Annotated in this window: 23 protein-coding genes; 11 read left to right on the top strand and 12 right to left on the bottom strand. The window is 65.5% G+C overall.

Annotated features, from left to right (window positions below):
* Positions 1–82 precede the first annotated feature (82 nt).
* Entirely contained in the window at positions 83–580 is a 498-nt protein-coding gene (locus tag OVY29_RS20430; protein ID WP_152567594.1) for a hypothetical protein, read from the top strand.
* A 320-nt stretch (positions 581–900) separates the two neighbouring features.
* Here the strand turns inward: OVY29_RS20430 and OVY29_RS20425 are convergent, their stop codons facing one another.
* Entirely contained in the window at positions 901–1140 is a 240-nt protein-coding gene (locus OVY29_RS20425) for a DUF2171 domain-containing protein (protein ID WP_037554875.1), read from the bottom strand.
* 138 nt (positions 1141–1278) lie between these two features.
* On the opposite strand from OVY29_RS20425, the gene OVY29_RS20420 reads away from it, so the two are divergent.
* Positions 1279–2016 (top strand): hypothetical protein, encoded by a 738-nt coding sequence (locus tag OVY29_RS20420; RefSeq protein WP_037554876.1) that lies wholly within the window; start codon positions 1279–1281, stop codon positions 2014–2016.
* A gap of 5 nt (positions 2017–2021) precedes the next feature.
* Positions 2022–2645 carry a hypothetical protein gene (locus tag OVY29_RS20415; protein ID WP_037554877.1) on the top strand — a complete coding sequence of 208 codons (624 nt, stop codon included), beginning with the start codon at positions 2022–2024 and terminating at the stop codon, positions 2643–2645.
* Here the strand turns inward: OVY29_RS20415 and OVY29_RS20410 are convergent.
* The 6 genes from OVY29_RS20410 to mnmA form a co-directional block, all read right to left on the bottom strand.
* Positions 2642–3217, bottom strand: a complete 576-nt coding sequence (locus OVY29_RS20410) for a thermonuclease family protein (RefSeq protein ID WP_152567595.1) — start codon at positions 3215–3217, stop codon at positions 2642–2644. The genes OVY29_RS20415 and OVY29_RS20410 overlap by 4 nt on opposite strands.
* A 108-nt stretch (positions 3218–3325) precedes the next feature.
* Complete coding sequence (locus tag OVY29_RS20405; protein WP_037554878.1) at positions 3326–3637, bottom strand: hypothetical protein; 312 nt, start codon at positions 3635–3637, stop codon at positions 3326–3328.
* Positions 3638–3691: 54 nt separating this feature from the next.
* Positions 3692–4384, bottom strand: a complete 693-nt coding sequence (locus tag OVY29_RS20400) for a DsbA family oxidoreductase (RefSeq protein ID WP_037554879.1) — start codon at positions 4382–4384, stop codon at positions 3692–3694.
* A 32-nt stretch (positions 4385–4416) separates the two neighbouring features.
* Positions 4417–4554 (bottom strand): hypothetical protein, encoded by a 138-nt coding sequence (locus OVY29_RS20395; protein ID WP_200880165.1) that lies wholly within the window; start codon positions 4552–4554, stop codon positions 4417–4419.
* 456 nt (positions 4555–5010) lie between these two features.
* The gene (locus OVY29_RS20390) at positions 5011–5436 is read right to left on the bottom strand and encodes a hypothetical protein (protein ID WP_235211485.1); all 426 of its coding nucleotides are present in this window, start codon (positions 5434–5436) and stop codon (positions 5011–5013) included.
* A gap of 51 nt (positions 5437–5487) precedes the next feature.
* Positions 5488–6624 carry a tRNA 2-thiouridine(34) synthase MnmA gene (mnmA, locus tag OVY29_RS20385; protein ID WP_313912019.1) on the bottom strand — a complete coding sequence of 379 codons (1137 nt, stop codon included), beginning with the start codon at positions 6622–6624 and terminating at the stop codon, positions 5488–5490.
* A gap of 144 nt (positions 6625–6768) precedes the next feature.
* Between mnmA and OVY29_RS20380 the strand changes: the two genes are divergently transcribed.
* The 4 genes from OVY29_RS20380 to OVY29_RS20365 all read left to right on the top strand — a co-directional run bounded on the left by OVY29_RS20380 (position 6769) and on the right by OVY29_RS20365 (position 8150).
* On the top strand, positions 6769–7149 hold the full coding sequence (locus OVY29_RS20380) for a hypothetical protein (protein WP_037554881.1): 381 nt from the start codon (positions 6769–6771) through the stop codon (positions 7147–7149).
* A 2-nt stretch (positions 7150–7151) separates the two neighbouring features.
* Positions 7152–7451 carry a DUF1153 domain-containing protein gene (locus OVY29_RS20375; RefSeq protein WP_037554894.1) on the top strand — a complete coding sequence of 100 codons (300 nt, stop codon included), beginning with the start codon at positions 7152–7154 and terminating at the stop codon, positions 7449–7451.
* A 100-nt stretch (positions 7452–7551) separates the two neighbouring features.
* Positions 7552–7758, top strand: coding sequence for a hypothetical protein (locus OVY29_RS20370; RefSeq protein ID WP_081933052.1), 207 nt, complete (start codon positions 7552–7554; stop codon positions 7756–7758).
* 116 nt (positions 7759–7874) lie between these two features.
* Positions 7875–8150 (top strand): hypothetical protein, encoded by a 276-nt coding sequence (locus OVY29_RS20365; protein WP_037554882.1) that lies wholly within the window; start codon positions 7875–7877, stop codon positions 8148–8150.
* A gap of 213 nt (positions 8151–8363) precedes the next feature.
* On the opposite strand, the gene OVY29_RS20360 is transcribed toward OVY29_RS20365, so the two are convergent.
* Complete coding sequence (locus OVY29_RS20360; RefSeq protein ID WP_037554883.1) at positions 8364–8999, bottom strand: GNAT family N-acetyltransferase; 636 nt, start codon at positions 8997–8999, stop codon at positions 8364–8366.
* 166 nt (positions 9000–9165) lie between these two features.
* Here OVY29_RS20360 and OVY29_RS20355 point away from each other — a divergent pair, with 166 nt between their 5' ends.
* Positions 9166–9507: a helix-turn-helix domain-containing protein gene (locus tag OVY29_RS20355; protein ID WP_052182168.1), complete on the top strand. Its 342-nt coding sequence runs from the start codon at positions 9166–9168 to the stop codon at positions 9505–9507.
* A gap of 7 nt (positions 9508–9514) precedes the next feature.
* On the opposite strand, the gene OVY29_RS20350 is transcribed toward OVY29_RS20355, so the two are convergent.
* On the bottom strand, positions 9515–11284 hold the full coding sequence (locus OVY29_RS20350) for a tetratricopeptide repeat protein (protein ID WP_037554884.1): 1770 nt from the start codon (positions 11282–11284) through the stop codon (positions 9515–9517).
* A gap of 197 nt (positions 11285–11481) precedes the next feature.
* Here OVY29_RS20350 and OVY29_RS20345 point away from each other — a divergent pair, with 197 nt between their 5' ends.
* From OVY29_RS20345 to OVY29_RS20335, 3 genes are read left to right on the top strand one after another with little or no spacing between them, the layout of a single operon-like run.
* Positions 11482–12822: a hypothetical protein gene (locus OVY29_RS20345; RefSeq protein ID WP_313912018.1), complete on the top strand. Its 1341-nt coding sequence runs from the start codon at positions 11482–11484 to the stop codon at positions 12820–12822.
* Positions 12819–13136 (top strand): hypothetical protein, encoded by a 318-nt coding sequence (locus tag OVY29_RS20340; protein WP_037553580.1) that lies wholly within the window; start codon positions 12819–12821, stop codon positions 13134–13136. Before OVY29_RS20345 ends, OVY29_RS20340 begins: the two co-directional genes overlap by 4 nt.
* Positions 13046–13603: a hypothetical protein gene (locus OVY29_RS20335; RefSeq protein WP_313912017.1), complete on the top strand. Its 558-nt coding sequence runs from the start codon at positions 13046–13048 to the stop codon at positions 13601–13603. The genes OVY29_RS20340 and OVY29_RS20335 overlap by 91 nt, the downstream gene beginning before the upstream one ends.
* Positions 13604–13608: 5 nt before the next feature.
* On the opposite strand, the gene lepA is transcribed toward OVY29_RS20335, so the two are convergent.
* From lepA to OVY29_RS20320, 3 genes are all read right to left on the bottom strand, one after another.
* Positions 13609–15432, bottom strand: a complete 1824-nt coding sequence (lepA, locus tag OVY29_RS20330) for a translation elongation factor 4 (protein ID WP_037553581.1) — start codon at positions 15430–15432, stop codon at positions 13609–13611.
* A 274-nt stretch (positions 15433–15706) separates the two neighbouring features.
* The gene (locus tag OVY29_RS20325; RefSeq protein WP_313912016.1) at positions 15707–18256 is read right to left on the bottom strand and encodes a DEAD/DEAH box helicase; all 2550 of its coding nucleotides are present in this window, start codon (positions 18254–18256) and stop codon (positions 15707–15709) included.
* A complete protein-coding gene (locus OVY29_RS20320) occupies positions 18246–19961 on the bottom strand; it encodes a site-specific DNA-methyltransferase (protein ID WP_313912015.1) in 1716 nt (571 codons plus the stop codon). The genes OVY29_RS20325 and OVY29_RS20320 overlap by 11 nt, the downstream gene beginning before the upstream one ends.
* Positions 19962–20016 lie beyond the last annotated feature (55 nt).

Below are 20016 nucleotides of genomic sequence, written 5' to 3'. Positions count from 1 at the left end.
GTTTCTCGTGCGAAGGCATCGTCGCCGCCCCTCACCCCCCCCCGGGGGCGGCGACGATGCCGACCAGATCATGGAGAGAGAGATGCGCAAGCCCCCCGCTCTTGGCGCGCTGGCCCTTCTGGCAACCGCCCCCGCCCTTCTCGCCGCAACCCCCGCGCTCGCGCAAGCCGCTTCGACTGCTCCCGCTGTGGGCAGCGACGGCGTGGCCAACGTCAACCTCGTCGGAAAGGTCGGCCTCAATGGCAACGCCGCGATTCAGGACACGGCCGATCCCGTCGGCGAGACCGTTGATCAGGTCGACGGCGCCGTCCAGAAAAGCGTCGATGCCGCGAACCTCACCCTCGCGACGCGCGAACAGGTGCGCGCCGGCGCCGAGCTTTACGGCACCGACGGCAGCAGCGTCGGCACGGTGCAAAGCGTCGAGGGCGACGTGGCGGTCGTCGTCCGCGGTGGCAAGCTCTACAATGTACCGCTCGCCGAGATCTATCATGGCGCAGTGGGCGCCACCCACGGCCTCGTCACCAAGCTGTCGAGCGCCGAGATTCAGGCGCGCACGACCGCCGAGGTCGAATCGCGCTGATATCCGGACAAGCCGCGGCGACCTCCCGAACGGAGAGATGTTGCCGCGCGCTGGGGGAGCCGGGTGCACCTGGCTCCCCGCCAGACACGGATTTGAGAAACCGCATCGCGTCCGCGATCGGGGAGGGAGCCGGAATGCCGGCTCCCTTTCGCCGTTTCAGCTCCCCGGAAAACCCCTCCCCGAAAAACCTAGGTCCGGCGCTGATCACCAAGCCGAGCCGCCCGGCATATGAAAATGGCCCGCCCCAGGGGAGAGGGCAGGCCAGTTCGGTGCCGGCGCGCCCGATTGCGCGCCCGGCCCTCTGTTGTTCGCAGGATCGGCTATTCGGCCTCTTCGAACAGGTCAACCGCATTGGCGGCGTTCGCCGACAGACGCACCGTGTCGCCCTCGACCGCGGCGACCAGTCCCGCGGGCAGGTAATGGTGCTTGCCGTCGCCGCTGTCGGCCTTGGTCAGCTTGATGCGTTCGCCTTCGAGATGGTCGACCGTGCCGATGTGGACGCCGTCGGCGCCGACGACGGTCATGTCTTCCTTGATCGCGCTATGGTCATGCTCTGCCATGGTCATTCTCCTTGCCGCTCCGGGGAGGGAGCCTGGCGATGATACGCATGGAAAGCGAGTCGGCTCCATAGGCCAGGACGGGACGCCCGAAAGCCGCGCCGGCTTCCCAACCGGCTTCGACAACGCTAGCCTTTGCCGATGCGCTCGCTCCTCTCCGCCGCCGCCCTCGCGCTCGCCGCCGCGCCGCTGAGCGCATACGCCTGCTCGGTCGCGGCGGGTTATCGCGTGCCGACCAATATGGAACTCGTCGAACGCGCCGACCTGATCCTGCTCGGCACCGTGACCGCCGGCGATTCCGACGACGCCGGGCAACAGATGATCGCGATCGAGCCCGTCGAGGCGCTCAAGGGCGCGATGCCCTCGGCGCCCATCGCCCTCCCCGCGATGATCGCGACCGACGCTGCCGCCCGGCTCAGCAATCCCTATGAGCTCGAAGAGGCGCATCCGCAGAGCCTCGCCGGCGCCTGCGTCCGCTACATCTTCCCGCGCGGGTCGCGCGTGCTCTTCTTCCTCGACCGGCAGGACGGTGAGTGGCAGGTGTCGGGCGGGCCGTTCAGCCGCTGGGCGGAGGATGTGCTGACCGACGACGCACCATGGCTGCAGGCAGTGCGCTTCTATGTCGCGGTCGCGAAGCTGCCCGAGGAGGAGCGCGCCGCCGCGCTGGCCGCGCGCCACGAAGAACTCGCCGCGATCAACGACGATCCCGTCGCGCAGCTGATCGCCGCCGACATCGGCCGCCAGCTCGAAGGCCCGAACGCGCCGCTCAGGGATGCGCTGCTGCCGCCCGACGACGCGGCGGCGGAAAGCGCGGCCGACGCCGCTGCCGACACCGACGACGGGGCGCCCGAGTCCGACCCTTCCGGCCCCGAAGCCTGACCCCGATGCGGCTGCCGACCTATGTCTACAGCCTGATCTACCCCGCCTTCCTCGGCAGCTTTCTTTACGGCTCGCTCACCGCCCCCTTTCCCGACGCGCTGCACGTCTGGGCGGCGCTGCTGATGCTCCTCTATTTCGGCGCGCAATATGGCGAAGGCGCGATTGCGGCCTTCCCCGGAGCCGACGGCGTGCGGCGCTATGGCGCGCCCGAGGCCGCGGTCGACCTGGCCGAAACGCTCGCGATGGCGGCGATCATGGCGGCGATCGGGGTGTTCGGCGGCGCGCCGACCGGGCTCGTCGGCCGCCTGTTCGACGCAGGCAACGATAGCGATCACTGGCTGTGGATGGCGCTCGCCTTCGCGCTGCCGCCGATCGCGCGCGTCGCACTGTCGATTATCGGCCGCGCGACCGACCGGCGCAGCCACGACCTCAAGGCGCACCAACGACTGACCCTGCTCTCGCTCTCGGCCGCGACGGGAGCGATCATCGGGCTCGTCGTCCATCCGGTCGCGGGGCTGGCCGTTATCAGCCTCGCGCTCGGCATCTATCTTTTCGCCTTCATCTTCAAACCGTCGCTCGGCCGCGGCACGGTGCACGAGGCGCTGTGGGGAACCCCCGGCGAGGATTAGCACCAAGGGCGCCGCGAACCCTCCCACGGCCGCGCCAGCCCTTCGGCGACGAGTGCCGACCCGACGCTCGTTCCGCCGCGCGTGACGATACGCAGCTTGCGCCCATAACGATCGGTGTCGCGCCCCGCACTTTCGGGGCTGAACGATCCGGCGTTCAGCCAGTCGCGGAGCCGCCCGGTCGCCGCCTCGCCGAGCGCCGCTTCTTCGGCGCAGCGTGCGGGATGCGTTTCGGGCGTGTCGATGTCGGCGACGCGATATTTCTCGCCCGCGAACCAGAAAGTATCGCCGTCGACGACGCAGTCGCGCCCGCCACCGCTGTGGCAAAAGCCGAAGCGCGCCGACAACGCGTCGCGCGTCCCTGCTCCTTCCGCCGCGAAGAATGCGGCGACGGGAGCGGGCATCGCATCCGAACCGGCCGGGAAGCGCTGGAAGGTGGCAAGCACCGCGACGAAGGCCACCGCCATCATCGGTGTCAGCCACAGATTCGATCCGACATGGCGTCGCCGCCCGCGCGCCGGTCCGCGCCGGCGCGTCGCGCCGCGCCTTGGATAGTGAAAATCGGGTCCCGCCATGCCCGCGACCCTAGGGCCAGAAGCTTAGCGAAATCCTGACGAGGCCGCTCCGCTATGCAGAGCAACCGGCCGAATCAGGCCCGCTATGGCGTCGCTTCGGTCGCAATCTCAGGGCGCGCCGCGCGGTTCGCCGTCCTCGACCCCGCCGGGGCCCAGCTCGTCATCCTCGTCATCGTCGCTGCGCTCGCCGCGATAGGCGTCCATGTCGATGCGGCCCGACCGCTCCATCTGGCGCATATGGTCGACCAGATCCTGCACATCGTCGCTGGCATCGCCGCTCGGCTTCTTGTCGCTGTCCTCGAGCCGCGCCTCGCGCCGCGCCGCCTCGGCGACGCTCTGCGCCTGCGCCGCCTCATCGTCCTGCTCGCGGTTGCGCGCCTCGGGGGCGTCGTTTTCGGGTTTGCGGGGATCGTCGATCATAGCCGGCTCCTTTCAGGGGTAGCCTGAAAACGCGCGGCGCCCGGCCACCGTTCCTCAGGCCGCTGCGGCCAGTATCTTATTCTCGATCACGCGGATGAACATCTCGGGATCCTGCGCGCCGGGAACCAGCATCCGGCCGCCGAGGATGAAGGCGGGCACGCCGGTGATATTCCGGTCCGCCCAATAGGCTTCCTCGGTGCGCACCATTTCGCCGAACTCGCCCGAGCCGAGGATCGCCGCCGCCCGGTCGCGGTCGAGCCCGACCGATACCGCGACATCGGCGAGCACCTGCACGTCGCCGACATCGCGATTGTCGCTAAAATGCGCCTTGAACAAGGCGAGCTTCAGCGCGGTCTGCACCCCCGTAGGGCCGTCCTGCTCGGGTTCCTCGATCGCCCCCGCCCAGGTCAGCAGGCGGTGCGCGTCGAAACTGTTGCGCATCCGGAAAGCCGGGCCACGGTTGAAAGCGAAACCCAGCTCCCCCGCGATGCCTGCGAGCCGTCCCGTATTGGCGCGGCTCTGCTCGGCGCTGATGCCATATTTGCGCATCACATGCGCTGCCGCATCCTCGCCTTCGGGGGGCATGTCGGGATTGAGTTCGAACGGATGCCACTGGACGCGGAAATCCAGCCGGCCCGCAAAATGGTCCATCACCTTGCGGAATTTCAGCCAGCCGATGATGCACCACGGACACATCACGTCGGACACGATATCGACGCTGAGGCGCGGCACGCACGGTTCGGTCAAAATTCTTCTCCTGTCCGCGCGCGCCGTCGCACTCAGTCGGAGCGACGATCCTTGCCCGTTCGCCGGTCGCCCTTGCGACGATCCGGTCCCTTGAAATCGGGGTCGTCGGCGACGCGGCGGTCGCTCGCCCGCCGGTCCCTGCTCGACCTCTTGTCCCCATCGCTTGTCATATGCTTCCTCCCCACCACAAAGGAAAACAGAAGCGACCCGGCGCGCAGTAGCTCACATAATGGTTAAAAAGACAAGCAACGCCCGAAATCCGCCGATATCAGCGCGTCGGTATTGGGGTGGGGAGCTGCCGTTTTCCAATATTCGTCATCCCGGATCCGGGATCCACTCAACGCTGCGAGAATGGATCCCGGATCAAGTCCGGGATGACGAGGAAAGAAATATCCTCCCTATGCCGAAGGCATGGGGAGGTGGCAGCGCGAAGCGCTGACGAAGGGGCCGATGGCGCTACCGTCGTCGCCCTCCACCACCGCCTGCGGCGGAGTGTAGGGTTGGATTGCCCCCGGCAATCCAAGTCCAGTCCGGGGGACTGGACGACCCTGCACTCCCCCTCCCCACGGCTTCGCCGCAGGGAGGATTAAATGGCTGCTTCCGGCCCAAAGCCGCCACCCGAGAAACTAATATCCCGTGTCCGCCGCCCCATCGACCGGCGCTACCGCCGGCCGCGACAGCACCCACCAGCTGCCGATCATCAGCAGTACCGACAATGCCTCGACGATCATGCCCTGCACGATGCCGAAATTGGTCGGGTCGCCCATCGCGACGCCGATCAACCGTCCGGCGAGCGCGGTGCCGTAAAGCGCCGCGGGCACCAGCAACGCACGCACCCACGCCGGGACCAATGCGCCGAGCGCCGCCGTGCCCGCCGAGACGAGAAAAAAGGACGACAGATCGGCGCGCAGCGTGTTGATCGCGACGCCGCTGATCGTAAAGCCGAAGGTCTCGGTATAGCTCGCGGGGTCCAACAGCCCGCGCGCGCCGACGATGGCAAAGAAAGCCGCCCAGAGCAGAACGGCGCCGCGCAAGACCATATTGACCATCATATTTCTCCCCTGTTTGCCGGCAAGCTGCGGCATCGGGGAAGAAAGTTCAATCTATTCCGCCGCGAACGTCTCTTCGATCCAGCCGCCGCCCAGCACGCGCGAAGTGTCGGCGGCATCGTACAGCACCGCCGCCTGCCCCGGCGCGACACCATATTCGGCTTCGGCAAAGATCAGCCGGTCGTCCGCGACCTTCGCCGGCACCGGCTTCGCCATGCTGCGCACCTTCGCCAGAACGTCGCGGCCTTCGACCGCGGCGAGCCAGTTCGCCTCGCCCAGCCGCGCACCCGAAACGCCAAGCGCGCGCCGCGGCCCGACGACGACCTCCTTCTTCTCCGCATCGAGGCGCACGACGTAAAGCGGCTCGGCCTGCCCGCCGATCTCGATCCCGCGCCGCTGGCCGACGGTATAATGAATGAGCCCCTTGTGCGCGCCGAGCACGCTGCCGTCGACATGGACGATGTCGCCCCGATCGTCGGCCTCGGGACGCAGCTTCTTCACCAGCGTCGCATAGTCGCCGTCGGGGACGAAGCAGATGTCCTGGCTGTCGGGCTTGCCCGCGACGCCGAGCCCCAGCTCGCGCGCGATCTCGCGCACCACGCTCTTTTCGAGGCCGCCCAGGGGAAAGCGCAGGAAGTCGAGCTGGTCCTGCGTCGTCGCGAACAGGAAATAGCTCTGGTCGCGCGCCGGGTCGACCGCGCGGTGAAGCTCGGCGCCCGCAGGCCCCATCACGCGCCGGACATAATGGCCGGTCGCAAGGCAATCGGCGCCCAGATCCTTTGCCAGGCGAAACAGGTCGGTGAACTTCACCCCCATGTTGCAGCGCACGCACGGGATCGGCGTCCGGCCGGCTAGATATTCGTCGGCGAACTGGTCGATCACCGTATCGCGAAAGCGGCTTTCATGATCATAGACATGGTGCGCGAAGCCCAGCCGGTCGGCCACCGCCCGCGCGTCGCGAATGTCCTGCCCCGCGCAGCAGGCACCGACGCGCTTCGCCTTCGCGCCATGATCGTAGAGCTGCAGCGTCACGCCGATGACCTCGGCGCCCGACCGCGCGGCGAGCGCGGCGACGACGCTCGAGTCGACTCCGCCCGACATCGCGACGACGATTCGCCTGTCTTTCAGCGGCATCGGCAGCTGAAAATCGGCCTGGGCGAGCCCGGCGGGGGAGGAAATCGTCTCGATCATGGTTGGCGCCATCTAGGGATAGGAAGAGAAAAATGCCAGCTTTTCCGCCGTGCCTGTCAAGATATTGACGGGGGTTAAGCTTCGCTAACGGGTGCTGAAACGGGCATTTACTGGACCTTAGCTCCTGTGGGCTAGACGAGTCGCATGAACCTCGTTCCGTCCGATCTTCCGCGCATCGCCGGCGCGGCCCGACTGTCGAAGCCCGGCTTCGACATCATATTGGCCGTCTCCAGCGCGCGCCAGGCGATGCTGCCGACGGTGCGCCAGTTGCGGGCGCAGGCGCAGCGCGATCGCCATGCGGCAAAGCTTAACGCCCTTCGAAGCATTCTGTGCGGCGAACGCGGTTCGACGGAACAAAAGGCTCCTCCCGTCGTTCGCTTCTTCGATCTGTCCTACGATGCGAACGCCCTGCCCGAAACTATGAACGGCCTGTTTACCAGAGGATTTCAATCGATGTTGAATCCCTCTGATTTAGAGCATGAAGCGTCGGACACACCCCCCTCCGACGTTGCAAATATGGAATGAGCATGATCGAGAATCAGAAAATCCGTCCCGCACAGGTCATCGGCCCCTTGGGCGAACCGCTGACGCTGGACTCGCTGCCCCCGTCGACGACGACCCGCTGGGTCGTTCGCCGCAAGGCGGAAGTCGTCGCGGCCGTCAACGGCGGGCTCCTGTCCGTCGACGAAGCGTGCGAACGCTATGGGCTGACCCTCGAGGAATTTGCCGGCTGGCAACGGTCGATCGACCGCAGCGGCATGCCCGGATTGCGCGTCACGCGCATCCAGCACTACCGCGACCTCTACGAGCGCCAACAGCGCTTTTAAGGGCCGCGGGACCGGACCAGGCATGAAGAGGGCGCTTCGGGCGCCCTCTTTTTTTGCCTGCGGCTGGACAGCGGTGGGGGCATCCCGCTAGCGGCGCGCCATGGGTATCACCGCTACGATCATGAACATCGCCTCCGGCCAGCCGATCCAGAAGATGAGCTTCGGCCGCATGCCCAAGCCTTGGGCCAGCTTCAATCTCGCGACCGGCGAGCTCGTCACCGCCGAGCGCATCGACGTCACGCCGCCCGCGCCGGGCAAGTTCGCCGCGACGGTCCAGGTGTGGGTGAAGGTCAAGTCGGACGGCTGACGCGGCACCTGCGTATAAAAGAAAATCGGCGCGATTCCAATGTGATGACGATTTTGTTGCAACCCAATTGTTCATCCCGCGTTAAGCCCCCGAGTCAACTTTGGGAGTCACTCAATATGCGCAAGATGTTCATCACCCTCGCCGCCACCTCGGCCCTCGCACTCGGCGCCTGCCAGAGCCCGCAGGCCGACAAGGTCGAGGATCAGGCTGAAGCTCAGGCCGAAGCGATCGACGATCAGGCCGACGCGATGCCCGAAGGCGCCGCGAAGGAAGCCATGGAAAACAAGGCTGATGTCGTCGAGGAAATGGGCGAAGAAAAGGCCAACGCGATGGACGACAACGGCGAAATCGCCCCGTCCGAAAGCGGCGTCGGCGACACGCAGACGAAATAAGGGCTGCCTTCCCTAAAGGGCAGGGCGAAGGGCGCCGGTCGATTCCGGCGCCCTTTGTTTTGCGCGCCGCATTTTCGGTGCGCACTGTGATCGGCGTCACGCCGGCGTTCCGCAAATAGGGTTAATGACGGGTTCGGGACGGGCACACGCTTTCAGCGACCGCTAACGGACCACCCTCCCGCCACCCCAAGCGACCCGGGGCGGCGGGAGGGACTATTCCCCTTCGAGCGCGCGTAGCACGTCCTGCACCCCCGGCGCGCCGGCGTCGGCGCGCAGCGCATCGATCGCCGCCGCGACGTCGAGCTTATAGTCGGCGACCCCCGCCGTCTCGCCCGCCCATGCCGCGCCGAGCGATTTGACCAGCCGCCGCGCTGCGGCATTTTCCGACAGCATATGGACGTCGAGCGTGCCGAGTCCTTCGGCGCGGCAGTGGACGAGCAGCGCCGCGGTCATCATCCGCGCGAGCCCCTGTCCCTGAAATTCGTCGAGGACCGCGATCGAAAATTCGCCCACCGGACCGCCCGCCCGGTGTCGCACCGCATGCACCGCGCCGATCGGCGGGCGCCCGGGGCATTCGCTGCAGATCGCGCCCCATGCGATATGGTCGTGGCCGTCAACATCGGCGAGTTTGCGTACCACCGCATCGGGCAGCACTGGCGCGGGCGAGAAAAAGCGAAGATAGCGCGATTCCGCCGACAATTTGGCGATGCCGTCGCGAATCAGCGGCGCGTCGTCGGGGGTGATCGTGCGCAGGCACACCGCGGTGCCGTCGTTGAGCGCGCTATGCACCGCGACATCCTCGATCCGCGGCTGGATTTTCGCCATACGCTGCCCGTCCGTACCGGTCATCGCAGTCTCCCGATGCTCCGACGATAGGCAATGCAAGGCATCGCGGCAATCGTTGCACCGCCAAACCCTCAGCAATTTCTCCGGCCTGGATCAGTGAAATGTTGAAAGCCGAACAATGCTTAACTTTGCTAATGTTGCACCTCGAAGTCGGAAAGGTTGCGCCCCCGTGATCCCCGCCCACCCGGACATCAACCCGTCTTACGAAGTGCTCGGCGACCGCCTCGCGCGGCTGCGCCGAAGCCGGGGGCTGAGCAAGACCGATCTCGCCGACCGGCTCGGCGTCACCGTCACCTCGATCTGCTATTGGGAACAGGGTCGCTCACGCCCGCGGCTCGCGCGGCTTCAGGCGCTCGCCGACCTCCTCGGAACCTCGCCGGCCGAGCTGCTGAGCCGCGACAGCGCGCCCGGCGGCGACCATCTCGCCGACCTCGTCGGCCGGATGCGCGCCGAAATCGCCCATGCCGCGGGCACCACCCCGTCGAAGGTGCGGATCACCATCGAGATGTAGACCGTCTCTACAGCCGATCCATGCGCAGCCAGCGCCGGTCGCCGAGCCACGCCTTCGACAAGGCCTTGCCCGCCGCCGCCGCCTCGAGCCTTTTGCCCTGCATCGCCTCGCTGCGCTGAAGCCCATAGAGCGCCCAGCCATTGTTCGGCATCTGCGTCAGCGCGCCGCGGAACGCCTCGCTCGCTTCGGCATAGCGGCGCTGCTCGAACAGCGCGGCGCCCAGCGACTGTTTCACCGGGAAATACCAGTAGGGCGGCTCCTGATAGGGCAGCTTGGCCTCGATCCCGATCGCTTCGCGGTAGAAGCCTGCCGCCGCGTCGTGACGCCCCTCTGCCGCGGCGAAGCGCCCGCGCGCAACCGTTTCGGCGAGCAGCACCAGATCTGGTCCCGGCACCCCCTGATCGACCATCACCTGGAACGCGTCCGATGTCCTGAGCTTCGCCATCGCCGCCAGTTCGCCCTCGAACCCCTTGCGATCGCGCAGCCGCGCAAGGGCGGTGGCGCGCGCATAATGGCGCATCGCGCTCGGATAGGGCAGCCGCGCGTCGGGCGCGGGCATCGCGAGGATCGCCTTCGGCTCGGCGAACTGCGCCATCGCAAAATAAGGCGCCGCGTCGATCGACTGGATCCACGCGATCGACGCCGACGTGTCGGGATCGAGCAGGCTGCGCAGCCGCCGCGCCTCCTCGATCGCGGTGCGAAGGTCGCCCGCCATCTGCGCCGAGGTCACGATGAAATGGACATTGTGCGGATAATAGCCGTAGCGCACGAGCCCCTGATCGCCCGCATCGCGGATATAGGCCTCGTCCGCCCGCGCCGCCGCGACATTGACGCGGATCGAATCGGCATGCCGCCCGCGCCGCTGAAAGATATGCCCCGGCATATGCACAAGATGCGCCGCGCTCGGCGCCAGCGGGTTCGCCAGCCGGTCGGCCGCCGCCTCGGCGCGCGCCGGGTCGGTCGATTCGACGAGGTGGATATAGAGGTGGTTCGCCTGCACATGGTCGGGATTGCGCGCGAGCACCCCCTCGACCAGCCGCACCGCCTCCCCGCTCCGCCCGACCGGCGTCTTCGCGTCGGCTTCCCAATAATTCCACGGCGTCGTGTTCATTGCCGCCTCGGCCGCGAGCACCGCGACATCGTCGTCGCCCGGAAAGCGCCGCGCGACATCGAGCATCGCATCGGCATAGGCGGCGTCGAGCGCCGCGCGGTCCTGCCCCGCGTCGCGCGAATAGCGCCGCGCCACCGCCTCGATCAGCGCGCGCTCGATCGGCGTCGCGCCCGCGCGCAGCGCCATCGCGCGCTCCATCGCACCCAGCGCCGCATCCCGGTCGCGCTCGTCCATCGGCGCGTTGATGTTCGGCCCCAGCGCCGCCGCCTCGCCCCACCAGCACATCGCGCATCCGGGGTCGGCGCGCTGAGCCTCGCGGAACGACCGCACCGCACCCGCATGGTTGAAGCCATAGCTCATCAGCAGACCCTGGCTGAAATAGCGCCGCGCCCGGTCGTCGCGCGTCGACACCGGAAAGCGCGATTTCGCAAGATCGGGATAGAGCGGGATCGTCCGCCCCGCGCTCGCCGGCGCCGCGACCGCCGCCGCGATCAGCAGCTCGTTCGCCAGCATCGACCCCGCGCGCCGCGCGCCGCACGACAGGCTCGCGAGCCGGCTCGGGTCGAGCGCGTCGAGCGCCGCCGCCGAAAAGCCCGCGGGCGGCGTGAAACTCGCGGCCGACAGCCCCACGCCGACGGCCGCCGCGATCCGGAAATGATGACGCATGACAATTCCCCTTCCCCAAGGCGAACCGAAGCAGCACGCGTTTCTTACCACGAAAGCCGGAGCGCCCAAACCCCGGGTTTTTCCCCACCGCACGCCCGATCCCGACAGGCGCCCGCCGGCCGCACGTGAAAAACCGCTTTCCTACATTATTCCTATATGGTTCACTTATGGAAATCCATGAACCAAGGAGCCGAGCCATGCCGCAGGAAATCCTCCCGCCCCTCCCCGCCCTCATCGATCCCGGCGCCGACCCCGTCCCCGACCCCGCGATCGACGCCACCATCGACCCCGACGACCTCCCGCCCGAGCTCGCCTTCACCCCCGCCCCGCAGCACAGCAAGCGCTGGACCGGCATCAACGCGCAGAAACAGCGCATCTTCATCGCGCAGCTCGCCGCGACCGGCGCGGTCAGCATGGCGGCGAAGGCGATCGGCCACAGCACCTCCGCGCTCTACCATCTCCGCAAGCGCGCGGGTGCCGAGAGCTTCGCCGCGGCATGGGACCGCGCGGTCGAGGCGGGCGCGCGCCGCGTCGCCGACCTGCTGATGGAATATGCGATCTATGGCGTGCCCGAGACGATCTCGAAGCGCGGAGAGGTCATCCTCGAGCGCCGCCGCCCGCACATCCGCGCGATGCAGCATATCGCCGCGAGCCGCTTTCCCGAGAATTTCGCCGGCGTCGATCCCGTCGACGGCCGCCCCGCCAGTGCGGTGCCGCACGCGATCCGCCGCCTGCGCGAAAAATGGCGCGCCGAGTGGGAGGCCGAGCGGCAGGCGAAGCTGCTCGAACATCAGCAGCGCGCGAACCGGCAGGAGGGCGACCTCGACGACCGCCTGCGCATCATCCGCACCGCCTATCAGCGCCAAATCTCGCACGATCCGGTCAAGCGCGCCGCATGGGACATGCTCACCGGCCCCGGCACCGACTGGGACGCGGTGCGCCGCGAGGACGCCTATACCAACCCGCAAAAGCATGAGTGGCACATGCACCACCCCGACATGATCGTGCCGCTGGCCGCGGGCGCGGGCAATATCGACTGGGAGGCGCAGGAAGGCGGCGACCTGTCGAACCCGAGCCCGCCCCCCGCCGATCATGTCCCGTGGGCCGAGGGCGGCCGCGAGGACGAAATCTGGTTCGAACGCTACGAGGATTTCATGGTCGCGGGCGAGGCCGGCGAAAGCGACATTGCCGCCGGAAAAATCGCCCGTGGCGACATGCGCGCCGGCGCCAACCGCCTCCGCGAACGCGCCGAGGCCTGGCAGCAAGCGCGCCAGCCGGTGTACCGGCACCCCCACGGCTTCCTCGCCGACAAGCGCCTTCGCGGCGGCGGCACGGGAAGCGAACGCGACACCACCCGCCGCCGCATCGAACGCACGATCGCCGAGCTCGAACGCGAATGGAACGCAGCGTACAGCGAGGAAAGCTGGGCGGCGTGGAAGGCAGCGAAGCAGGCGCGGGAAGCCGAAGCCGCCGGCACCGCCGAAGCGGACGCGGACGCGACCGGAGCAAACCAGCCGCGGGCGGGAGGCGAAGCATGAGCCTCCCGGACGACATCCGCGCCAACCGCATCGCGGCCCGCTTCGGCCGCACCGTCGCGATCGAATGGATCCAGCCGCGCGAGCCCGAAGGCGGCTGGACCAGCTACGCCGACTTCGATCCCGGCGAGACGCAAGTCTGCCTGTCGGTCGGCCGACTGATCCACGACGACGATTGCGTGAAGGTCCTCGCCGGATCGGCCATGCTCGTCGGAGACGAGCATCTGTGGCTGAGCGGGATCATCGAGATTCCGGCGCGGTGCGTGGTGCGGATCGTGCGGTTGGAGGAGGAAAGAGAGAAAGAACCGCTCAGATAGATAGAGTCGCTCTTGCTTACACCTGTCACTACATTCCCAAGGATACAGGGAGCGATACGGTCGAACATTTTACGCCAAAGAGCGTAAATCCGGCACTTGCATATGAATGGAGCAACTTCCGACTAGTTTGCGGACGCTTAAATGGTCGGAAAGGAGATCATCAAGATGTCCTCGACCCCGCCAGCATAACGGCAAGTCCTTTTCAGATCGACTTCCCTTCTCTACAGCTTAAAATATCCGAAAATTTAAATAAAGATATTATCGATTTAGCAGAATCGACAATTGTCAGACTAAAGCTTAACGAGGAAAGATGCATAGAATCGAGACAAGAATACGTAGAAAATTACTGCAATGATATTGTCTCTTTAGCAGGCCTGCAGCGATATGCTCCATTTCTGTATTACGAACTAAATAGACAAGATTTGTCCAAGGACGAACTTAGAAAAATTATGTCTTACAGCTCTTAGCATAACTACGCATCATCCCCCATCCGCAGCGCGGCGATAAACGCCTCCTGCGGAATGTTCACATTGCCATACTCCCGCATCCGCTTTTTGCCCTCTTTCTGCTTTTCCAGCAGCTTTTTCTTGCGGGTCGCGTCGCCGCCGTAGCATTTGGCGGTCACGTCCTTGCGCAGCGCGGCGATGGTTTCGCGGGCGATCACCTTGCCGCCGATCGCCGCCTGGATCGGGATCTTGAACATGTGGCGCGGGATCAGGTCCTTGAGGCGCTCGCACATGCCGCGGCCGCGGCTTTCGGCGCTGCCGCGGTGGACGATCATGCTCAGCGCATCGACCGGCTCGTTGTTGACGAGGATGCTCATCTTGACGAGGTCGCCGGCGCGGTGGCCGATCTGGTGATAGTCGAACGACGCATAACCGCGGCTGATGCTCTTCAGCCGGTCATAGAAATCGAACACCACCTCGTTCAATGGCAGCTCATAGGTGATCTGCGCGCGGCCGCCCACATAAGTGAGGTTCTTCTGCACCCCGCGGCGGTCCTGGCAGAGCTTCAGGATCGGGCCGAGATAGTCGTCGGGCACGTAAATGACGGCCTCGATCCACGGCTCCTCGATCTCGTCGATGCGGTTGGGGTCGGGCATGTCGGCGGGGTTGTGGAGCTCGATCTCCTTCGCCGCCTCATTCTTCGTGTGGCCGAGCTTCAGCTTGTAGACCACCGACGGCGCGGTGGTGATGAGGTCGAGGTCATATTCGCGCGTCAGCCGCTCCTGAATGATCTCGAGGTGGAGCAGACCGAGGAAACCGCAGCGGAAGCCGAAGCCGAGCGCGGCCGAGCTTTCCATCTCGAAACTGAAGCTCGCGTCGTTGAGGCGGAGTTTCTGGATGCTCTCGCGCAATTTCTCGAAATCGTTCGCGTCGGTCGGGAACAGGCCGCAGAAGACGACCGGCTGGACTTCCTTGAACCCCGGCAGCGGCGCCGCGGCGGGCTTTTTCGCGTCGGTCACGGTGTCGCCGACGCGCGCCTGCGCGACGTCCTTGATCTGCGCGGTGATGAAGCCGATCTCGCCGGGGCCGATCTCGGTCAGCTCCTCGCGCTTCGGCGTGAAGCAGCCGACGCGGTCGATCAGGTGGGTGGTGCCCGCCTGCATGAACTTGATCTGCTGGCCCTTCTTGAGCACGCCGTCGACGACGCGGACGAGGATGACGACGCCCAGATAGGGGTCGTACCAGCTGTCGACGAGCATCGCGAGCAAGGGCGCGGTCGGATCGCCCTTCGGCGGCGGGATTTTGGTGACGATTGCCTCGAGACATTCCTCGATGCCGATCCCCGACTTCGCCGACGCGAGCACCGCGTCGTCGGCGGGCAGCCCGATGATATCCTCGATCTCGGCCTTCACCTTGTCGACGTCGGCCGCGGGCAGGTCGATCTTGTTGATCACCGGCACGATTTCGTGATCATGCTCGATCGACTGATAGACGTTCGCGAGCGTCTGCGCCTCGACCCCCTGCGCCGCGTCGACGACGAGCAGCGCACCCTCGCACGCCGCGAGCGACCGCGACACTTCATAGGCGAAGTCAACGTGCCCCGGCGTGTCCATCAGATTGAGCTCGTAGGTTTCGCCGTCCTTCGCGGTATATTTGAGGCGCACCGTCTGCGCCTTGATCGTGATCCCGCGCTCCTTCTCGATGTCCATATTATCAAGGACTTGCGCCGACATCTCGCGCGCGGTCAGCCCGCCGGTGAACTGGATCAGCCGGTCGGCGAGCGTCGACTTGCCATGGTCGATGTGCGCGATGATTGAAAAATTGCGGATATGCGAAAGGGGAGTCGTCATCGGGCGCCGTTAGCAGGGGTTTGCGGCGCTGTCAGCAGGGAGTGACGCCTTCCCGGCCGCACGGCGGAAGTTGACGAAGTTGACGCCCCATCGCGTGCGAGGGACGGCTGGGCCAAGATCGCAAAGATTGCCCACGGTGCGGACGGGCGAAAGATCGCAAAGGTCGCACGCGGGCGCGATGTTTCGCGCGGGCGGCGGGGCAGCGGTTGCGGACGAGTCAAAGAGCCGGAAACGCGAGGCTGGCATGGCGGGATAATGTAGGAAAGGGGTTTGTTCAGGCCGTCGCCTGCCGAAGCTTCGTCCGCCAGTCGGCCTCCTGCATCAATATACGAAAACGGATACTGTCGGCCGCATCGTCGAACAGGTCGACCTCGCCGGGCGCGGGTTTGGTGTAAGCCCTTTCTAGCAATTCCATCAGGTCGCGCTTGAACGCCGTATCGAGATTATCGAGCTGCTTACCCTTGGTTTCGAGCAGCATGAGCCGCTGCCCTTCCCCATCGAGACGCAACAGGAAGTCGGGATAGACCCTGTGCCGGCGCCAGCCCTGAACACCCCATGCCCCGCGCGAAGCGAGCCGCCACCACCATGCGATCGCATTTTCGCCGTCGAGATAGAGCGCGACATCGCGCTCGAAGCCGTTGAGATCGCCCTGCTTGATCGCATCAACGAACAGGCTCCGCTGCAGATCGTGATCGTCGTTGTTACGCTGCCACAGATCATGGCCGGGCCGGAACTCGATCTCCTCCCACTGCGGCATATCCCAATCGGCCTTGCTGCCGGTCAGCCTGAAGGCGATGGTGCCGTCAGCCAGCTTCGCCTCGAACACCGCGCGCGCCAGCGCGTCGATCTTTGCTTCCAGCTCGGTGCGCATCGAATCGAGCAGATCGAGCCGCCCCTTCGCAATCTCTTCGTCAGCGATTCCGCGCGCGCGCAATGCCACAAGGCCCTCGTCGACGAGGCGGATTCCGATCCACGGATTGGGAATGAGGCCGAGCAAGCGCCGCGCGAGGTCGGGCCGGTCGATCGCATTGGCGAGTTCTTCGCGCATGACGGCGCCACGGCGTTCGATCGTTTCGGCCGCGCCATAATCGAAGCTCGCGCGCGCGCGCCGCGCGCCGGCGGCGTCGAGGTCGAGCGCCGCGCCGCCGTCATAATGCAAGGCGTCCCAATCGAGCGCACCGAGAATGTCGGCGTCGAAATCGAGCGCGCGGCGTCCGCCCCTGCCATCGTCGTGCGTGACGCTCGGGATCAGAATGCGTTCGCCCTTGAAGGCATCGCGCCGGTCGGCGCGGCGGATTTCGGCCACGACCTCGTCGCCTGCGCGGACCGAGGATCTGATATCGCCCATCCCCTCTTCGTCGAGCCCCTTGCGCACGCCCTCGACGGCATCCTTGACCGACAGGTCGGAGCAGAAGACCCACGCACTGTCGAGATCGTCGACACCGGTGCGCTTCGCGCCCGGCTGGCGCAGCACGCGCCCGATCATCTGGGTGAGCGCGGTCTTTGCCTGCGTCTTCGACAGCAGCGCGAGGACGTAGGCGAAGGGACAGTCCCAACCTTCGCGCAGCGCATCCTTGGTGATGATGACGCGCACCTGACTGGTTTCGTCCATCAGCGTGTCGTCGAGTTCCTTTTCGGTCGCGGTCTGGACCTTGATCCAGTCGGCCTGCATGCCGGGCTGGCTGAGCAGTTCCTGTCGCACATCCTCGGTATGGATATGGACACCGTCGCGCTGATCCTTGCCGGTCCGCTCGACGCGGACGAGCAGGATCGGGCGAATGAAGCGGTCGGTGCGGGCGTGATGTTCGCGCGCCTGCGCCTCCAGTTCGGCGCGCTTGTCGAGCGCGGCCTTGAGCGTGTCCTTCCAGTGCGCCCGTTCATCCGAAACGAGCTGGATCGGCAGCTTGATCATTTCAGCATCGCGCAGCCGCCGCCCGCCGACCTTGACGAGGATATTGGACTGTTCGCGATCGGGCGTCGCGGTGAGTTCGAGCAGGAAGCGCGGATTCATGCCGCCGAGTGTGCTCCTCTGCGTCTCGCTGTACGCCCGGTGGCCTTCGTCGAGGATTATCAGCGGGCGGACGAGGCGGAGCGTGTTGCCTAGACTCTGCCGCACCGAACCGGGGGTGCCGTCGGCGAGGTCGTTGGTTTCGAGATTGGGAACGCGCGCCAGCAGCGCCTGCGTCGCGGTGAGGTCGTCGGCGTCGGGATAGAAGGTCGCGTAATTGCCGCTGTCGCGGAACACTTTCAGCGTTTCCTTGTCACGGCGGCCTGCCGACTGGAGCATCAGCGTCATCACGACGAGGCCGTGTTCGATGTCGGCGCGGGTGAAATCATTCGCCTTTTCGGCGAGCTTGAGCCGCCCGCCGCTCGCGACTTCGAGCGCCTGTCGCACCGCGCTGCCGCGATCGCGAAGCTGCGCGCGCGTCTGTTTGTAGATCGCGTCGGACGGCATCACCCAGAGGACAAAGCCCGTCATCGCGCCGTCGAGACCCGACAGGATGCGGCCGACGGCATGGCCGGCGATCAGCGTCTTGCCCGAACCCGTCGGCAGGTTCAGACAGACGTGTGGAACCTGCGCGCCGTGTCCGTCGGCCAGTTCGCGCCACGGGTCGGGCGAGACGGCGATATCCTGTTCCTGCGCCTTTTTCCATGCCGTGATGGCGGGATCGACCTGCCCCTCCATCAGTTTTTCGCGCATCGCTTCCGGTGCGCTGGCGATGAAGGCGCGCGTGGCGGCCTCTTCGGCGCGTTCGGCCGCGAGCAGCGCGACGAAGGCGTCGAGCTTGTCCAGCGTTTCGAGCTGATACTCCTTAAGCCGCATCGACGCCCGCCACGCCCTCACTCCCGTCGCCCAGGATGCGGTGCACCGAGTAAGGCAATTGGCAGAAGGTGATGCCGAGATCGGTGAGCGCGCGCTGGCCCATCAGCTTGCCCGCGGCAAAGACAAGCACGGGCTTGCCGCCATCGGCCTGTGCCGCCGCCGCGATGCGTTCAGCGGTGGTGAGGTCGAGCATCGCGTCGTTCGAGCGCATCCATTTCGGGTCATCGCGGTAGAGGAGGTGCAGACGGTAGGGACCGGCATGGCCGGCGAAACCATCTTCGCCTTCCGCGCGCGTGAGCGTTTCACCCGTTGCGGTATAGGCGACATAGCGCGCGACCTGATCCCACGACGGCGCCTTCCCATCCTCGGCAAAGAAGCGCTCCATATCCATCGGTTCGCCGAGTTCGCAAAAGGTGAAGCTACCGCCGAGCCCGTCCTTCAGCGCCGCATCCTTCGCCCCCGGCACGCCCTTGATCACGCGGCGCACGCGCTCGGCGGTCAGCGCGTCGGCATAATCCTCGGTCTCGACGAGGATGAATTTGCGGTTGCCGCCGTCGGCCTTGTTGAGCGCGAGAACGGCGTGCGCGGTGGTGCCCGAGCCGGCGAAGGAGTCGAGAACTAAAACATTAGCATTGTCCGTCGGGTGAAACTTCGCTTCCAGAATCGTTGACAACAACGAAGATGGCTTGGGATAGGGAAACGCGTCTGGCCCCAAAATTGACCTCAATTCTGCGGATCCAGTCTGCGTATAAATTCCATCGACGAAGGTAGACTCTCCCGAGAGCACGCTAGCCTGCTTCTCGCTACGCTCAGCGCCATCTTCGTCGTTCAAATATTGCTTGTACTGTACCGACCAGCCGCCGCTAGCACCGGCAATTATCTCAATTTCGTTGGCGTCTTTCGCTTGCTTATATCGAGCCGGTTCCCAAACCCACTGATATCCTGGCCAAATCGAGGAGCCATCAGGCGCCTCGATGGCATAACGCAAATTGTCTCTCTTATCCAAGCTCTTGGCGGCCTCTAAAGGCTGACGCCGGTAAGGCCCACGAATAGCAAGTTTTTCATCAGTCCACTTATAGTAGCGCTCGATTTTTTCTGGCGTCAGTGGCCTGTCTATTTTCGTAATTACAGACTTTGATTTAGCATAAACCAAAACATACTCATGCAGATTTACAAAGAATTTTTCCTTTGGCCCTCCTCCATAGCGCTTCTTCCAAATAATATTCTCAAACCGGTTATCGCTACCGAATATTTCATCCATAGCACTGTAAAGCAGAGAGATTTCAGTCTCATCCATACTTACAAGAATAACACCGGTTTCGCTCAACAACTCCCGCAGCAACTGCAACCGCGGCCACATCATGCACAGCCATTTATCGTGGCGTTCCATATCGTCGGCGTCGACGGTCTTGCCGAGCCATGCCTTGAGCTGCGGGGCGTTGACATTGTCGTTATAGGCCCAGCCTTCGTTGCCCGTATTGTACGGCGGGTCGATATAGATGACATCGACCTTGCCCGCGTAGCGCGGGAGCAGCGCCTTCAGCGCCTCCAGATTGTCGCCGTGGATGATGAGATTGCCGTCGAGGCCGGGCGCCTCGCCCGCGGGCGGCACGCTTTTGCTCGCGTCGACCACCAGTTCGCGGAAGGGCACCGACAGATGGTGCGAATAGACAAATGGCTTACCCTTGAAATCGAGCGTGGGCACGCTTCACTCCTCCCGCGACGTGGTCCGCATCCTTGGCGGATGCCGTCGCGGGGCG

Origin of the sequence: Sphingopyxis sp. SE2, assembly GCF_032227185.1 — a bacterium.
Lineage (GTDB): Bacteria > Pseudomonadota > Alphaproteobacteria > Sphingomonadales > Sphingomonadaceae > Sphingopyxis.
This window is presented reverse-complemented; position numbering and strand designations above follow the sequence as displayed.

Excerpts from the sequence above, each read along its gene's own strand:
- OVY29_RS20425 (WP_037554875.1), bottom strand. The coding sequence starts at position 1,140 with ATGGCAGAGCATGACCATAGCGCGATCAAGGAAGACATGACCGTCGTC.
- OVY29_RS20340 (WP_037553580.1), top strand. The coding sequence starts at position 12,819 with ATGAGCCTCCCGGACGACATCCGCGCCAACCGCATCGCGGCCCGCTTC.
- OVY29_RS20360 (WP_037554883.1), bottom strand. The coding sequence starts at position 8,999 with ATGACCGGTACGGACGGGCAGCGTATGGCGAAAATCCAGCCGCGGATC.
- OVY29_RS20415 (WP_037554877.1), top strand. The coding sequence starts at position 2,022 with ATGCGGCTGCCGACCTATGTCTACAGCCTGATCTACCCCGCCTTCCTC.
- OVY29_RS20370 (WP_081933052.1), top strand. The coding sequence starts at position 7,552 with ATGGGTATCACCGCTACGATCATGAACATCGCCTCCGGCCAGCCGATC.
- OVY29_RS20365 (WP_037554882.1), top strand. The coding sequence starts at position 7,875 with ATGCGCAAGATGTTCATCACCCTCGCCGCCACCTCGGCCCTCGCACTC.
- OVY29_RS20345 (WP_313912018.1), top strand. The coding sequence starts at position 11,482 with ATGCCGCAGGAAATCCTCCCGCCCCTCCCCGCCCTCATCGATCCCGGC.
- OVY29_RS20410 (WP_152567595.1), bottom strand. The coding sequence starts at position 3,217 with ATGGCGGGACCCGATTTTCACTATCCAAGGCGCGGCGCGACGCGCCGG.
- OVY29_RS20325 (WP_313912016.1), bottom strand. The coding sequence starts at position 18,256 with ATGCGGCTTAAGGAGTATCAGCTCGAAACGCTGGACAAGCTCGACGCC.
- OVY29_RS20420 (WP_037554876.1), top strand. The coding sequence starts at position 1,279 with ATGCGCTCGCTCCTCTCCGCCGCCGCCCTCGCGCTCGCCGCCGCGCCG.
- mnmA (WP_313912019.1), bottom strand. The coding sequence starts at position 6,624 with ATGATCGAGACGATTTCCTCCCCCGCCGGGCTCGCCCAGGCCGATTTT.
- OVY29_RS20380 (WP_037554881.1), top strand. The coding sequence starts at position 6,769 with ATGAACCTCGTTCCGTCCGATCTTCCGCGCATCGCCGGCGCGGCCCGA.
- OVY29_RS20375 (WP_037554894.1), top strand. The coding sequence starts at position 7,152 with ATGATCGAGAATCAGAAAATCCGTCCCGCACAGGTCATCGGCCCCTTG.
- OVY29_RS20390 (WP_235211485.1), bottom strand. The coding sequence starts at position 5,436 with ATGATGGTCAATATGGTCTTGCGCGGCGCCGTTCTGCTCTGGGCGGCT.
- OVY29_RS20430 (WP_152567594.1), top strand. The coding sequence starts at position 83 with ATGCGCAAGCCCCCCGCTCTTGGCGCGCTGGCCCTTCTGGCAACCGCC.
- lepA (WP_037553581.1), bottom strand. The coding sequence starts at position 15,432 with ATGACGACTCCCCTTTCGCATATCCGCAATTTTTCAATCATCGCGCAC.
- OVY29_RS20405 (WP_037554878.1), bottom strand. The coding sequence starts at position 3,637 with ATGATCGACGATCCCCGCAAACCCGAAAACGACGCCCCCGAGGCGCGC.
- OVY29_RS20395 (WP_200880165.1), bottom strand. The coding sequence starts at position 4,554 with ATGACAAGCGATGGGGACAAGAGGTCGAGCAGGGACCGGCGGGCGAGC.
- OVY29_RS20350 (WP_037554884.1), bottom strand. The coding sequence starts at position 11,284 with ATGCGTCATCATTTCCGGATCGCGGCGGCCGTCGGCGTGGGGCTGTCG.